Below are 14270 nucleotides of genomic sequence, written 5' to 3' on the forward strand. Positions count from 1 at the left end.
GGCGTCAGAACGTGAGAGAGGCCTACGGAGTGTTTTACTGGTTCATGAAGCGGATCATCATCGGGCCGGTGATAAACATGCTGTTCCGCCCGTGGGCCAAGGGCCTGGAAAATATACCGGAGGACGGCCCGGCTATTCTTGTCAGCAATCACCTCTCGTTCTCGGATTCGATCTTCCTTCCGTTGGCTGTCCCACGTCCTGTGGCGTTTCTCGCCAAGAGCGAATACTTCAACGGCACCGGCTGGAAAGGCAAGCTAACAGCGGCGTTCTTCCGCATGACCAACCAGCTCCCCATGGACCGATCCGGTGGGGCCGCGTCAGCTCACTCGCTGTCAGCTGGTGTGGACATTCTGCAGGCCGGCACTCTGTTGGGAATCTATCCTGAAGGCACGCGGAGTCCTGACGGCCGCCTGTACCGCGGGAAGACCGGCGTTGCCAAGCTTGTGCTGACGGCAGGAGTGCCCGTCATCCCCGTCGCCATGATCGGAACGGACAAGGTGCAGCCCATCGGCCGCCGCATTCCCAATATCAGGCGCATCGGCGTGATTGTGGGGGAGCCGCTTGACTTCAGCCGATACGAGGGACTCTCGGATGACCGGTTCATCCAGCGCTCGGTCACGGACGAGATCATGTACGAGCTGATGCGGCTATCCGGTCAGGAATATGTGGACGTCTACGCCGCGACGGTCAAAGAAAAGCTGGCTGCTCTCAAGGCCAAGGCCGCAAAACGCACAAATTCTCGCAAGAAGTGACCGAGTATTACCTTCTGACCCCGGGTTCGTTACCGCCGGTGTCGGTGAGTGGCACGGCGACTTGTACGCTGGAGGAGTGCCAGAATCTACCAGCAGTGACAGCTTCCAGCCGAAACCCCTCATAGTTTCGGGGGCGGCCACGTATCCGGGCCTTGACGATTGGCGTTCTCTGCCGATTGCGCAGCAGCCAAGCTGGGCGGCTACTGACGAGTATCACGCTGCCACAGCTGAGCTGTCGTCGCTGCCTCCACTGGTTTTTGCCGGTGAAGTCGACGTTCTGCGCGAACGCCTAGCTGCTGCGGCCAGAGGAGAGGCTTTTCTCCTTCAGGGCGGGGACTGCGCAGAAACTTTTGACGGTGCCACCGCGGACAAGATCAGCGCAAGGGTGCGCACTATCCTACAGATGGCCGTGGTGCTCACCTATGGGGCGTCGCTGCCAGTCATTAAAATGGGTCGTATGGCCGGACAGTTCGCCAAACCCAGGTCCTCGAATGACGAAACGCGTGACGGTGTGACATTGCCGGCTTACCGTGGCGACATGGTGAATGGCTATGATTTTTCGCCAGAGTCGCGGCGGCATGATCCGTCCCGGTTGGTGCGGGCGTACCACACGTCCGCTTCCACTTTGAATCTCATCCGCGCCTTCACTCAGGGTGGCTTCGCGGACTTGCGTCTGGTCCATCACTGGAATCAGGGTTTCATGGCGAACCCCGCACATTCCAGGTACGAATCCACGGCACGGGAAATCGACCGTGCTGTGAAGTTCATGGAAGCGTGCGGAGCGGATTTTGAGGCGTTAAAGCGGGTGGAGTTCTTCGCCAGCCACGAGGCATTGCTACTCGACTATGAGCGGGCCCTGACAAGGATCGATTCGCGGACCGGGCTGCCTTACGACACCTCAGGACACTTCCTCTGGATCGGGGAGCGCACGCGTGACCTGGACAGTGCGCACGTGGATTTCTTGTCGCGTGTCCGCAATCCTATTGGTGTGAAACTTGGTCCTACTTCGACTGCGGACGACGCACTGGCGCTTATCGATAAGCTGGACCCGCAGCGGGAACCGGGCCGTCTGACGTTCATCACCCGCATGGGGGCGGGCAACATCCGCGAGAAGCTGCCGTCGCTGGTCGAAAAGGTCACGGACTCCGGCGCACAGGTCCTCTGGGTAACGGACCCAATGCACGGTAATACGGTGACCTCGCCGAACGGCTACAAGACGCGCAATTTCGACGATGTCATCGACGAGGTCAGAGGCTTTTTTGAGGTGCACAATTCCTTGGGCACGTTCCCGGGCGGACTTCACGTAGAGATGACCGGCGATGACGTAGCTGAATGCCTGGGCGGTGCCGATCCTATTGATCAGGATGCTTTCCTCGAAGGGTACGAGTCTGTATGTGATCCACGTCTGAATCACATGCAGTCGCTCGAGATGGCGTTTCTCGTCGCTGGTGCTCTCTCTAAAAGCTGATTGATGCGGCTTAGGACACTGTGAGGGTCACGGTGGAGCCCTTCGGCTCTGTGCCGGTTTTGTCCTGCCCAGCAACCAGCCCCAGCACCGACTTGCCGTAGGTATACTTCACCTCGACGTCGAATCCAGCGTCTTTGAGTTTACGGACCGCCGCATCCTCGCGCTGGAAGAATACGTTGGGTACGTCCACCAGCTCGGGGCCGAGCGAGAGTGTGAGCGTAACCGGCTCATCCCGGTGCAGCGTTCCGTCGGACGGTGTTTGGTTGACTACAGCACCGGCGGGAACCTCCGGATCATGCACGGCATCCGATGCGATCACGGGCTGCAGCCGCGCGGCGTCGAGCGCCTGCCGTGCCTTGCTTTCCGGCAGTCCTACGACGACCGGGACTTGGATCGGTTCCCGTCCTTTGGAAACAGTGAGCCCGATCTTCACGGTTGCGCGCACCTGTTCGTCGGCTTTCGGTTTCTGAGCGATGACATTGCCACGTGCCACTGTCTCGCTGTACACCTCCGTGATGTCGCCCACAGACAGGGCACTTTCCTCGATATCCACACGTGCGGAGTCTGCCTCGCGCTGAATGACGTTGGGAACAGCGAACAATTGCGGCCCTTTAGAAACGAAGAGCGTCACTGAACGGAACTTGCGGATCTTGGTGTCGGCACCCGGTTCCGTCGAGACGATTTTGCCTTGATCCAGCTGATCGTGGAATACGGCTTCGGTACTGGACTCCAGCCCAGCATCCGCGATTCGGTCCTGTGCCGCGTTGACTGGCTGATTAGTCACGTTCGGGACAGTTGTCAGGGCACCCGGTCCAGCGCCGAAATACCAACCTCCAACGGCCACGGCCAGGGTCAGCAGAATTACCACAGCGATCCAGATGGCATTGCGGCGTTTGTTGCCCGCATTTAGCTGCTTCTGCGGGGTCCTGGCGGTGCGCGCTTTGGTTCGGTTTCGATCTTTCGCTGTGCGTCGTTGTTGCCGTGGTGACAAGTTGTCCACGCCTCCGTCGTTGTGGCCAGACAGTTCCCTAACGGACAAAGCCTGAGTACGGTTCGACGATGGGGCAATAACAGTGGTCGCGTTGCTCGGCCTCGCAAATTTCGTTGTCAGATCACCAGTGCGGAAGAGAGCTTCTGTGGCATTGTCCGTGGTTCTTCGGGCGGCAGCGTGAGGCTGAATCTCTTTGCCCGTTGCCGGTTCATCTGGATGGACATAGTCCAGCTGCTCACCGGACAGAGTGACCTCTATATGCCGAAGCTCCCCAAGCAAGGCAGCACCATCGACGGGCCGTTCCTCAGCATCGCGGGCCGTGCACCACTGCACCAACTCATCAATGTCTTCCGCGAGGCCGGGCAGGAGGTGCGATGGTGGCGGCACATGCTGGTGGACGTGCGCGAACGCGACCTGGATCGCATCCTCTCCAGTGAAGGGCTGGGTACCGGTAAGCATCTCATAAAGCATGACGCCTATGGCGTAGATATCGCTGCGCGCATCGGCGGGCTGGCCGCTGACGAGTTCGGGGGAGAGGTACGCCACCGTCCCGAACAGCTGCCCGGTTCCCGTGTGGCGGGAAATCGCGCGGGAGAGGCCGAAATCAGCGATTTTGATGCGCCCATCATCGGAAATCAGGACGTTCTCGGGTTTGACATCGCGATGGATAATCCCGGCAGTGTGTGCTGAGCTCAAGCCCTCTATGACAGGATCCAGAACGGCGAATGCTGCCCGGGGAGTCAGCTTTTCGTGTTGGTCCAGGAGGTCCCGGAGTGTTTGGCCCGGGACGTACTCCATAACAAGATAGGCGAGCTCGCCGTCAACGCCCTGATCCAGTACTCCGACCACGTGGGGGTGGGATAAACGTGCCGCAGATTTTGCTTCCCGTTCGAAACGGTCCACAAAGCTGTCGTCGTCAGCCAGGTGGGGATAGAGCACTTTCAGGGCGACGTGCCGCTCCAGGCGGATATCTTCTGCCAGATACACAGTAGACATACCGCCGCGCGCGATGCGGGATAGAACCCGGTATCGTTCGTCCACAAGGGATCCGGACAGGGGGTCCTTCGGCTGCTCGTACACCCTTATGATCCTACGTCTATCGGTGTCGTGCCCGTTGACGAACACGGGTTAAACGGGAACGGGCGCCTCCGTCAGGAGGAGCCCGTTCCCGGAGCCGAGGGTCAGCGGAACAAGGACACGTGCGCTTTCACTGCGCGCACGTAATTCTTCGTGTCGTCGTACATTCCATGCTTCGACACCGAGTACTGCCCCTGGTAATAAGAGGCGATAGCGATGTCCAAGTTCTTGCTGGTATGCACGAGCGCACGGATAATGGCGACTCCGGCCGTTGCATTATCTTTCGGGTTCAGTAGATTCAGTTTCCGTCCGACCAGGTCCGAGGCCCATTCCCCGGAAGACGGGATGACCTGCATAGCCCCGATGGCGTTGGCCGGTGAAACTGCCCGCTGATTGAACCCTGATTCCTGGTATGAGAACGCCAGAGCCAGTGCGGGGTCCACGCCGAGCTGGCGTGCGGTGTCAGCGATGATGGCTTTCATCTGTTCTTGTGTGGGTGCGGGCATCGAATTGAGCGTCTGCTTGTTGACGTTGGCCTGCGCGACAACTTTTTCCGGGTACGTGTAATTCAGAAACGATGACGGCACCAGATTCTTTGGTGTCGTGGTGGAGGTTTTGGCAATTTTCGCGGTGCCGCCCAGCGCGAGTTTCTGGCCTGGTCGAATGATGTCCGTGGAGCGGATGCCGTTAGCCGAGAGGATGGTCCCCAGACTTACTCCATGGCGGGCGGCAATGGCGCTGAGAGTATCACCGGAAACCACCGTGTATGTGCGCGCGCTGCTGGAGGGCTTGGGTGTAGTCGTTTTCACTGTCTTGCCCGGAATATGGGTGGGTCCTCCGCTGGAGCTCTTGCCTGAGACACTGATCTTCTGGCCTGGATAAATGATCGATGTCATCTTTAGGCGGTTCGTTGAGAGGATGCTTCCCAAACTCACACCATGGCGGGCAGCGATGGCGCTGAGCGTGTCGCCGGATCGAACAATGTACGATGCACCACCGGAGTGCTTTGGGGCGGCGTTCTGAGTGGCTGGGGGAGTGGGCGTTGACGTATGGCTGGTCATCGGGATCGAGCCGCCGAGTTTAATTTTCTGCCCGGGGAAGATGAGCGAATGGGACTTCAATCCATTGAGCTGCAGAAGCTTGCCGGTGTTGAGGCCGTGCCGCGAAGCGATCGCGCTGATGGTGTCGCCCGCCCTGACAGTGTATGTCGTGGAAGTTTTAGCCAGCGGGAGCCGGCCGGGAATCAATGAGGGCACTTTCGAAGCGGCAATAAGGCCTGCTCCGCCCGTCGCAGGAAGTTGGGTTGGCACGGCGCCGGGTAGCCGCAGCTGCACTGGGTTTACCGGAGATGCTGTCGCGGGTTCGGCCAGGGCAACTGAAGAGAGGATGACAGCTGGTATTGCGGCCGAGGTAACAGCAGCATGTATCCTCCGGCTGGCGGTCGTCTTCTTGCGTGCCGGCGCGGGCGTGGAAGGCATGTGCATGTTCCCCATTCGGTCGTGGTCAGCGGCACAACCTTTGAGGCGGCGCGCATGTTTCCCGTGTTACTGATGTGATTGATGATGCTTGCGTGACTAATGTGAACTTACACTAGTTTTGACTTAGCACAAACAGTTCTAATCTCCCGGATTTGAATTGAATATGCGTGTCGAGGCCAACGGGCGCAGATGCCTCATCATGAAGTGGCAGCCGACGGCAAATTCATGTGATCCTTGAGGGGTGAACGATTTCGAGAATCTTGTACCCCATTGGCTCCCATTGCCCGATGTCGCCGAGCAGCTGGACGCGACCATCACTCAGGTGCACGGCCTGGTAAACGACCGATCCCTTATAGCAGTTCGGGTCGGGGACCGCGCCATTCGTAGTGTGCCAGCGGACTTTTTGATGGAGGGGAGCGTTCTTGAGAGCCTGAAAGGGACCGTCATGGTCTTGGCCGACGCCGGATATACCGATGAAGAGATGATCATCTGGCTCTTCACTGACGATGAATCGCTACCGGGCAAGCCAGTGGACGCCCTCCGAAGCGGCCGCAAGACGGAAATTCGCCGCCGTGCTCAGGCTCTCGCCTGGTAAATTACCCGCACGGGATAGGGAAACGGCCTCAGGCGGTGCGTCGGATTGCTGCCTTGCCGAGAGAGCTAAGTGCTTCCCGCACCAGAGGCTCCACCGGTAAGTCGTGAAGCGCGCCCATGGAGCGCTCTAACAGTTCGTCAATCAGCCTTTCGGTGGCTTCCCTGGCGCCAGAGGTACAAACAATCGTGCGAAGGTGCTCGATGCCAGTTTCATCCAGATCAGGATTGCCTAGGAGCGTGGCGATGTCTGTGGATTCTTCCGCGGTGCAACCCGCAACGGCGTAGGCAATGAGGACTGTCCGCTTGCCTTCACGCAGGTCGTCTCCCGCAGGTTTGCCCGTAGTAGCAGGATCCCCGAAGACGCCGAGCATGTCATCGCGCAGCTGGAACGCTTCGCCCAACGGCAGCGAGAAATCGGAATACGCCTGTAGCTGCGCCATGGAAGCACCCGCAAGCGCGCCGCCGATGCCCAGCGGGTGCTCCGAGGAGTACTTCGCTGACTTGAAGCGCAGAACATTACGGGCGCGTTCAACCGCGGTTCCGGGATGGCTTCCACGACCCGCCGCTTCTTCCACAATGTCCAGATATTGTCCCGCCATCACCTCTGTGCGCATGGTGTCGAAGAGGCTGCGTGCTTGAGGAGAGGTTTGTGCTACCGAGGCAAAAAGCTCTTCGCTGAAAGAAAGCGCCATATCGCCGCAGAGAATAGCCGCGCCCTCGCCGAAGCGTCCAGCGTCCAGGTGCCAACCGGATGCCTGATGGAGGTTGGCGAACCGACGGTGGACGCTGGGCGCACCTCGACGAGTATCGGAATTATCGATGACGTCGTCGTGGATCAGCGCGGCAGTCTGGAAAAGTTCAAGGCCCGCACCCGCAGTGACGATCGCTGCGTCCTCCGCCGATCCACCTGCACCCCGAAAGCCCCAGTAGCAGAGCTTGGCACGCATGCGCTTCCCACCGGAGGCCAGACTGGCTATGGCACGGACCGGTTCTGCGGCGTCCGCCGTTATTTCTTCTAACGTCTGCTGCCGAATAGCAAGAAAAGAGTCAAGCTCACGCGAGAGCCGTTGAAGGAAAGAGGTCTCCTCGCGGGTGATGTCTTCGGTTAAGGGCCGGGAACCATCCATCTCGCTAATCCATGCTCTCGGTCAAAAGGGTACCGCCAACGGTGTAAACGGATTCTTTTTGATTCTTGGTGCCAGCCACGACGCTCACGTTAATGGTTTCCGTGCCGTTGCGGAAGAAATCTTGGCTGGCAATTGAATCATCGGAGAATTCGTCCTTGAGTTCTTTGAATCCGGCCTTCGACAGCGATGAGCGGTAGTACTCGAGAACTTCGTCCGCCGACTTATCCACCGATGCCGTTATGGAGACAACGGCCATGTCTCCGGTCAGGTCCACGGAGGATGAAAGGACCGTGGACGCGCCCATGACAGGCAACACTTCTGTGGGGAACGGCTCGACCAGTGCGCTCGACGAGGGGGACGGGGACGCCGATGCCGACGTCGATATCGAGGGGCTGGCCATGTCATCTGTCGATCCTGCATCCACACTGCTGGTGGGAGGCACAGACGTGGATTGCAGGGATTCTGAACCCGCTTCGGCAGGCGAATCGTCCAACCCGGGTGATGAGCAGGCCGAGATCCCTGCGGCAATGACGCATACGGCTGCCAGGAACTTGATCGCTCTCATGATGTCTTTCGTGGTGGTGTCGGTCGACGGGCGCCGGAAGGCTCCGACCAGTCTATGCGCAGGGTCGGCGGGATGCTGCTCCGGTACTCCAGCAGCCGCCCAAAATGTCAGGTGGCCCGTCTACCATGGGACAAGGAATTCGACGGCGGACTGGAGAACCATGGCGAGTGCCGAAATGGCCCACACAGACTGTCCTGTGTTGCACGTGGACATGGATGCCTTCTTCGTGTCCGTTGAACTGCTGGAGCGCCCGGAACTACGTGGTAGATGCGTTGTCGTCGGGTCAGCGTCGGGACGTGCAGTGGTGCTCTCTGCGTCCTACGAGGCGCGAAAATATGGGGTCCGCTCTGCGATGCCCATGTCAACCGCGCGGCGGCTGTGCCCTGCAGCTGTCATTGTGGAACCCCACCAGCACAAGTACAGGAACATGTCCGTCCGTGTCATGGAGATATTCCGCTCCATCACTCCACTCGTGGAACAGGTCAGCGTCGACGAAGCTTTTCTGGACGTGTCCGGCTCCACCCGCAGGCTTGGCACCCCCCTGGATATAGGTCGTCTCATCCGGCGGCGCGTGTCCAACGAGCTGGGATTGCCCTCGTCAGTTGGTATTGCCAGTACCAAGTTCGTGGCAAAGATTGCCTCCACCAGGGCAAAGCCCGACGGTCTGCTGCTGATTCCCGCAGAGAACTCAGTGGAGTTTCTTCACGGCCTGCCGGTCTCGGCATTATGGGGGGTGGGCGAGAAATCCCGAAAGGTCCTTTCGGGCCTGGGCATATCAACGGTTCTCGACGTCGCACATACTCCGCGCCCAACACTCCAACGGCTACTAGGGACCTCTGGGCTTCACATTCACGACCTGGCCTGGGGGCTGGACCCTCGACCGGTGCAACCGGTACATGAGGAAAAGAGTATCGGGGCAGAAGAGACCTTCGCCGAAGACGTGGGCTTAGACTCAAGGCTGCACCAAGAACTCTTGCGCCTTGCACATAAAACCGCGCATCGTCTCCGCACAGCCGGCAAGTTGGCTGGAACCATATCCATAAAGGTGCGATACGAGGATTTCACGACGTTGACCCGCAGCAGGAAAGTATCCCTACCGTCCGATAACGCCCACGTTCTGTATGCATCGGCGCTGGGCCTGCTCGAAGGACTTGGAGTCCGTCCAATGAAGGTCAGATTGATCGGTCTGCGGGCGGAACAACTTGTTGTCGCGTCCTCGGTGGCGAGTCAGCTGACCATCGACCGACGGGACGAGAACTGGCGTCTTGCCGAAGGTGCCCTGGACAGAATCAACCTGCGCTTCGGTGATTCCGTTATACAGCCTGCGCAACTGCTTCCCCCGCCGGAAGAGTAGGACGGACGACTGGCCTCGATCGTCAATGCGAACTATCCTTGAACAAAGGGAACCGCATCCCTGCGGCGTTCGTTGACAGCATTAACAGGTGGTTTCTCAGCAATGGAGGCAGTGATGGCACTCTCAGAACACGAGCAGAGATTGCTTGAACAGCTGGAACAGCAGTTAAATGCTGAAGATCCAAGGTTCGCCCATTCCATGGCGTCGTCCGGGCGGTCCTTCTCAACACGACGAATTGTGCTCAGCGCGCTGGTCGGTGTTGCCGGTATTCTGGTGCTCCTTGTCGGAATTTCTTTCCAGAATATTTTTATCGGCGTCGGCGGCTTTCTGATTATGGGCGCGAGCGTCTACTTCGGCACCGTCCGGCCGGTCGTCGGAGACGAGTCCCGCGGTAAGGGCCAGTCCGTTCCCAAGTCGTCGTCAACACCTCGTGGTGGTTTCATGGGAGGGCTGGAAGAAAAGTGGGATCAACGCCGCCAGGGTGAGCCGTAGCTCCACTTTCCTCCCCAAACAACAGAATCCGCATCAAACCTCAGCACGAAGACCTCGACACTCGGGGTCTTCAGCTTTTTAACGACTCGCTAGCCGCCCTCACCCAGCAACCTTGTTGCATTTCCCATAACGGTCTCTTTTTCGCGTCTTTTCGGGCGTTTGACGCAAGCTTCACTCGACACGCCGTAGAATCCGTCGCCACACTCGTTGACTGTGGGGGACTGTGGAGTAAAGTGGAGGATATAAGAGGGTAAAAGTAACAGATGGGCGGTGGTGAATGTTCCTCGGAACGCATTCGCCGCGTCTTGATGAGAAGGGCAGGCTCATCCTTCCAGCAAAGTACCGCGAGGAGTTGGCGGACGGAGTTGTGCTCACCAAGGGACAGGAACGTTGCATTTACGTCTTTGGTACGCAGGAGTTCGAACGCATGTACGAACAGCTGCGGGAAGCATCTTTGGCATCGCGGCAGTCGCGTGACTACATTCGCGTGTTTCTTTCGGGGGCCTCAGACGAAATTCCGGACAAGCAGGGCAGGATTACTATTCCGCCGGCCCTGCGGAACTACGCAGGCCTTGACCGAGAACTGGCGGTGATCGGCGCTGGGACGAGGGCCGAAATCTGGGACGGGTCCACGTGGGATAACTACCTACTGGAGAAGGAGGAGTCATTCTCCAATACCGATCAAGAAGTCCTACCGGGCATCTTGTAAAGAAAAACAATCGTGGACAGCAGGATTTTCTTGGATGAGATCTCCAGCCGCCCCACCGCAGATCGACCTGGCTCACCTTCCCCGGAGTCAGGCGGATGCTGCGGTTGGACGCGGAGGGAGATCTGGTTCAAGAAAATGGCACGTCTTACGGCTATACCGGCCATGAGTCCGGAAGGGGGAAGCAATGAGTGAAAAAAGGTTTGCAGAAGACCGCCACGTGCCTGTCCTTCTGGACCGATGCGTCAATTTACTGGCACCGGCGATCGAATCAGCAGTCTCGACGCAAGGCAGCGCCGTCGTCGTCGACGCCACCCTCGGGATGGGTGGGCATTCACAAGCCATTCTGGAACGCTTCCCACAGGTCCACCTTGTCGGTATCGACCGCGATGAACAGGCGCTTGATTTAGCTGGTGAACGCCTCGAAACCTATCGCGACCGGACGGACCTAGTCCACGCGATCTATGACGAAATAGCCGACGTCGTTCGGTCCCTCGGGCTCGACGGCGTTGACGGCGTGCTTTTCGACCTCGGGGTCTCGTCCCTGCAACTGGATGAGCGCGAACGTGGCTTTGCGTATTCCTACGACGCACCTCTGGACATGCGGATGGACACAAGCCGTGGCCAGACAGCGGCCGACGTCGTCAACCATTACACCGAAGCTGACCTCGTGCGCCTGATTCGCGGTTGGGGCGAAGAAAAGTTTGCTGGGAGGATTGCCTCCGCCATTGTCTCTGCCAGATCCACGGAGCAACTGCACAGTACTGGACAACTGGTGGACGTGGTTCGCAGTGTTGTGCCGGCCGGGGCCGCTAGGAAAGGCGGACATCCGGCAAAGCGAACGTTTCAGGCGTTGCGGATCGAGGTCAATGAGGAATTGACGGTGCTTGCGGACGCTGTGCCGGCGGCCATTGAGTCACTCAATATGGGCGGACGCATCGTTGCCATGTCCTATCACTCACTTGAGGACAAAACAGTGAAGAAGGCTTTCAGCGCCGGAACGCAATCCTCAGCACCTCCAGGGTTCCCCGTTGAACTCGAGCAACACAAGGCCTACCTCAAAACACTTACCCGCGGAACCGAAACTCCAACGGAAGACGAAATTCAGCAGAATCCGCGCGCAGCCTCAGCAAGACTGCGGGCAGTGGAACGTATCAGGCAACGGGCGGACGGGACGAGAACATGAGCCAGGGCAACCAAAGTCAGACTGCTGAGGTGGGCAATACCGTTCGCAAACTGAGTGTGCCGGAGCATTGGGTTGAAAGACCTGTCCGACGCCGAACGCCCTTGGCGCTTGTGGCCCCAGTCCCTGTCCGGCAGCGCGTCCCTTTCGCCGTCTTTTGCAGCGCCGTTCTGATCGTCGCCTTGGCAGCAGTAATGCTGATCAACATCTCTGTGTCCACGGGACAGTACAAGCTGGTCCGGCTGGCCCAGGAGGAAACAGCACTCAAGCAGCAAAACGAGGCGCTGACGCAACAGGCCGAAAATCTCAGGGCTCCACAACATTTGGCCGCAGAGGCCGCACAATTGGGAATGGTTGCATCGCCCTCTTTCGGATACGTGGACCTGAAGGCAATGAAAGTTCACGGGGACCCGAAACCTGCAGGCAAGGATGATGAACCGCTGGTAACTATTCCCCCGGCTGAGACCGGGAGCCCGGAAACAAGCGGTGAAGAATCCGAGCAGGCAGTGGACGAACCAGCGGTACAGACGCCCTCGGCAGAGGATGCCGGCGCACTGTCACCGGAGCCAGCTCCAGAGCACACGGCGCCGGAGCTCAACGGGGGAACCGTGCCAGCACCACAGCAGAAGACCGGGCAGTAGGGTCAGTCGAGGTAACAACGTTCTGAGGGGCCACAGTGGCAGGATCACCATCCACAGGCAACATGCCACGCGAAAGGATCAGTGCGCGCAGGCTCCGCATTGGACTCGCGCTTATTCTGGTCATGCTGCTGGTCCTTGGATTCCGGCTCTTTTACCTTCAGGCCCTTGACCCTGCTGGGTGGGCCAAAGCTGCGGTGGGCAAGCGACTCACACACGTCGATGTGCCTGCCATCAGGGGGAGCATCCTCGACACGAACGGTAAAGTTCTTGCGCGAAGCGTCGAACGGTTTGATCTCGTCGTGGATCAGACCCATGCAGACAGCTATAAGGATGAGGGCTATGACCGGGTGGTGAACCCTGAGACCGGAGAAAAAGAGACGATCTCCCTTGAGCAGGGGCTGCGTGAGCTTGCAGACGCTCTGGGCCAGGACGTTGACACACTCTCGAGGTCCCTTCTCGGCGATGATCCGTACAGCGTGATCGCCACGGGCGTTACACCGCAGGTCAAAGACAAGGCGGTAGCAGTTCACTTTCCAGGCATCTATGCCAAATCCACAGTCCAGCGTATCTATCCCAAGGGACAGGTTGCCGGTTCCATCGTTGGGTTCATGAATGCAGAGGGTCCCGCCGCGGGCTTGGAGCTGATGCAGAATGAGCGTCTCAGTGGAGAGCCCGGCAGCAAGACGTTCGAAATAGGCGGCGACGGCATCCGCATTCCGTACGCAACCAACGAAGTGGTACCGGCCAAGGACGGACAATCGATACGCCTCACGATCAATGAGGACCTGCAGTGGTATGCCCAGCAGGTCATTGGTGCCCAGGTGGAGGAATACGACGCCCAGTGGGGCAACATCGTGGTTGTAGAAGCTGACACCGGTAAGGTTCGCGCCATGGCAGAGTCCACCACCCCAGACCCCAACAACCCGGGGAAAACACTCCCTGAATTTCGGCTTCCGCTTTCGGTCACGGCGTCGTACGAGCCAGGATCAACAACAAAACTCATCACTATGGCCGCAGCTCTGGAGGAAGGGATCATTGAGCCCACCTCCAAATTTGAGATCCCGACCAGCTACACGGTCGATGGCCAGACGTTCAGCGACGCTTTCGATCACGGGACCGTGCACATGACTGCGGCCGGCATATTCGCCAAGTCCATGAATACAGGGACGGTGATGATCGGAGAACAACTCAGCAAACAGAAACGCTATGAATGGCTGCAGAAGTTCGGTATCGGCCAGCCAACGGGCATCGGGCTCAACGGCGCCACTGCGGGCCTGTTGGCCGAACCCAAGGACTGGGACGTACGCCAGCAATACACCGTGCTCTTTGGGCAGGGACTTGCTCAAACGAGTTTGCACACTGCCATGGCGTACCAAATTATTGCCAACGATGGAGTGCGCCTCAAACCGCAGCTCGTGGAGGCCTACATCGACCCGGACGGAACCGAACACATCATTGAGCCGGAAGAAGGAGAACGCGTCGTCTCGGAAGACACCGCGGGTACGCTTCGAAAGATGCTGGAGACGGTGACCGAGAAGGGATCCGGAAAGCAGGGCAAACTGGAGGAATACCGGGTGGGCTCAAAGACCGGTACAGCGGAGGCCTCCAGTCCACAGGGCGGCTATGACGGATATACACTTTCCTATGCAGGAATGGCGCCGCTGGAGTCACCAGAATATGTGGTGGTTGTGACCCTTCAACGTCCTCAGGGAGACCTCTATTACCTCTTGCCGGGTAACTCGTTCAAAAAGGTGATGTTGCGGGTTCTGCAGATGAACAACGTGCCACCATCCACCGGAAAACCGGAAACCTTCCCCCTCGAATACTGACCAGCAGCGAGAG

At 58.8% G+C, this 14270-nt stretch carries 13 protein-coding genes; 9 read left to right on the forward strand and 4 right to left on the reverse strand.

Annotation, left to right across the window (positions count from 1 at the left end; genetic code table 11):
- Positions 1-29: 29 nt before the first annotated feature.
- On the forward strand, positions 30-752 hold the full coding sequence (locus JOE65_RS07660; protein ID WP_205164081.1) for a 1-acyl-sn-glycerol-3-phosphate acyltransferase: 723 nt from the start codon (positions 30-32) through the stop codon (positions 750-752).
- A gap of 76 nt (positions 753-828) precedes the next feature.
- Positions 829-2220, forward strand: coding sequence for a class II 3-deoxy-7-phosphoheptulonate synthase (locus JOE65_RS07665; RefSeq protein ID WP_205162650.1), 1392 nt, complete (start codon positions 829-831; stop codon positions 2218-2220).
- Positions 2221-2230: 10 nt separating this feature from the next.
- Here JOE65_RS07665 and pknB read toward each other — a convergent pair whose 3' ends face one another.
- Positions 2231-4291, reverse strand: coding sequence for a Stk1 family PASTA domain-containing Ser/Thr kinase (gene pknB, locus JOE65_RS07670; RefSeq protein ID WP_205162651.1), 2061 nt, complete (start codon positions 4289-4291; stop codon positions 2231-2233).
- 101 nt (positions 4292-4392) lie between these two features.
- Entirely contained in the window at positions 4393-5766 is a 1374-nt protein-coding gene (locus JOE65_RS07675; protein WP_205162652.1) for a LysM peptidoglycan-binding domain-containing protein, read from the reverse strand.
- A gap of 241 nt (positions 5767-6007) precedes the next feature.
- Between JOE65_RS07675 and JOE65_RS07680 the strand changes: the two genes are divergently transcribed.
- Positions 6008-6361 (forward strand): Rv2175c family DNA-binding protein, encoded by a 354-nt coding sequence (locus JOE65_RS07680; RefSeq protein ID WP_205162653.1) that lies wholly within the window; start codon positions 6008-6010, stop codon positions 6359-6361.
- A gap of 28 nt (positions 6362-6389) precedes the next feature.
- Here JOE65_RS07680 and JOE65_RS07685 read toward each other — a convergent pair whose 3' ends face one another.
- The gene (locus tag JOE65_RS07685) at positions 6390-7487 is read right to left on the reverse strand and encodes a polyprenyl synthetase family protein (protein ID WP_205162654.1); all 1098 of its coding nucleotides are present in this window, start codon (positions 7485-7487) and stop codon (positions 6390-6392) included.
- Between the two features lie 4 nt (positions 7488-7491).
- Positions 7492-7791, reverse strand: a complete 300-nt coding sequence (locus JOE65_RS07690; protein WP_205162655.1) for a hypothetical protein — start codon at positions 7789-7791, stop codon at positions 7492-7494.
- Between JOE65_RS07690 and dinB the strand changes: the two genes are divergently transcribed.
- The 6 genes from dinB to JOE65_RS07720 all read left to right on the forward strand — a co-directional run bounded on the left by dinB (position 7790) and on the right by JOE65_RS07720 (position 14257).
- Positions 7790-9406, forward strand: coding sequence for a DNA polymerase IV (gene dinB / locus JOE65_RS07695; RefSeq protein ID WP_338021575.1), 1617 nt, complete (start codon positions 7790-7792; stop codon positions 9404-9406). The genes JOE65_RS07690 and dinB overlap by 2 nt on opposite strands.
- Positions 9407-9520: 114 nt before the next feature.
- Positions 9521-9898, forward strand: coding sequence for a DUF3040 domain-containing protein (locus JOE65_RS07700; RefSeq protein ID WP_205162656.1), 378 nt, complete (start codon positions 9521-9523; stop codon positions 9896-9898).
- Between the two features lie 277 nt (positions 9899-10175).
- Positions 10176-10607, forward strand: coding sequence for a division/cell wall cluster transcriptional repressor MraZ (gene mraZ, locus JOE65_RS07705; RefSeq protein WP_205162657.1), 432 nt, complete (start codon positions 10176-10178; stop codon positions 10605-10607).
- 184 nt (positions 10608-10791) lie between these two features.
- Positions 10792-11790 carry a 16S rRNA (cytosine(1402)-N(4))-methyltransferase RsmH gene (gene rsmH, locus JOE65_RS07710; protein WP_205162658.1) on the forward strand — a complete coding sequence of 333 codons (999 nt, stop codon included), beginning with the start codon at positions 10792-10794 and terminating at the stop codon, positions 11788-11790.
- Complete coding sequence (gene ftsL, locus JOE65_RS07715) at positions 11787-12428, forward strand: cell division protein FtsL (protein ID WP_239536652.1); 642 nt, start codon at positions 11787-11789, stop codon at positions 12426-12428. The genes rsmH and ftsL overlap by 4 nt, the downstream gene beginning before the upstream one ends.
- Before the next feature lie 62 nt (positions 12429-12490).
- A complete protein-coding gene (locus tag JOE65_RS07720; RefSeq protein ID WP_205162659.1) occupies positions 12491-14257 on the forward strand; it encodes a peptidoglycan D,D-transpeptidase FtsI family protein in 1767 nt (588 codons plus the stop codon).
- Positions 14258-14270: the final 13 nt, after the last annotated feature.

Source organism: Arthrobacter roseus (assembly GCF_016907875.1).
Classification (GTDB): domain Bacteria; phylum Actinomycetota; class Actinomycetes; order Actinomycetales; family Micrococcaceae; genus Arthrobacter_J; species Arthrobacter_J roseus.

Excerpts from the sequence above, each read along its gene's own strand:
- JOE65_RS07675 (WP_205162652.1), bottom strand. The coding sequence starts at position 5,766 with ATGCCTTCCACGCCCGCGCCGGCACGCAAGAAGACGACCGCCAGCCGG.
- ftsL (WP_239536652.1), top strand. The coding sequence starts at position 11,787 with ATGAGCCAGGGCAACCAAAGTCAGACTGCTGAGGTGGGCAATACCGTT.
- JOE65_RS07700 (WP_205162656.1), top strand. The coding sequence starts at position 9,521 with ATGGCACTCTCAGAACACGAGCAGAGATTGCTTGAACAGCTGGAACAG.
- dinB (WP_338021575.1), top strand. The coding sequence starts at position 7,790 with ATGACAGGCAACACTTCTGTGGGGAACGGCTCGACCAGTGCGCTCGAC.
- rsmH (WP_205162658.1), top strand. The coding sequence starts at position 10,792 with ATGAGTGAAAAAAGGTTTGCAGAAGACCGCCACGTGCCTGTCCTTCTG.
- JOE65_RS07685 (WP_205162654.1), bottom strand. The coding sequence starts at position 7,487 with ATGGATGGTTCCCGGCCCTTAACCGAAGACATCACCCGCGAGGAGACC.
- JOE65_RS07690 (WP_205162655.1), bottom strand. The coding sequence starts at position 7,791 with ATGGGCGCGTCCACGGTCCTTTCATCCTCCGTGGACCTGACCGGAGAC.
- mraZ (WP_205162657.1), top strand. The coding sequence starts at position 10,176 with ATGTTCCTCGGAACGCATTCGCCGCGTCTTGATGAGAAGGGCAGGCTC.
- JOE65_RS07720 (WP_205162659.1), top strand. The coding sequence starts at position 12,491 with ATGCCACGCGAAAGGATCAGTGCGCGCAGGCTCCGCATTGGACTCGCG.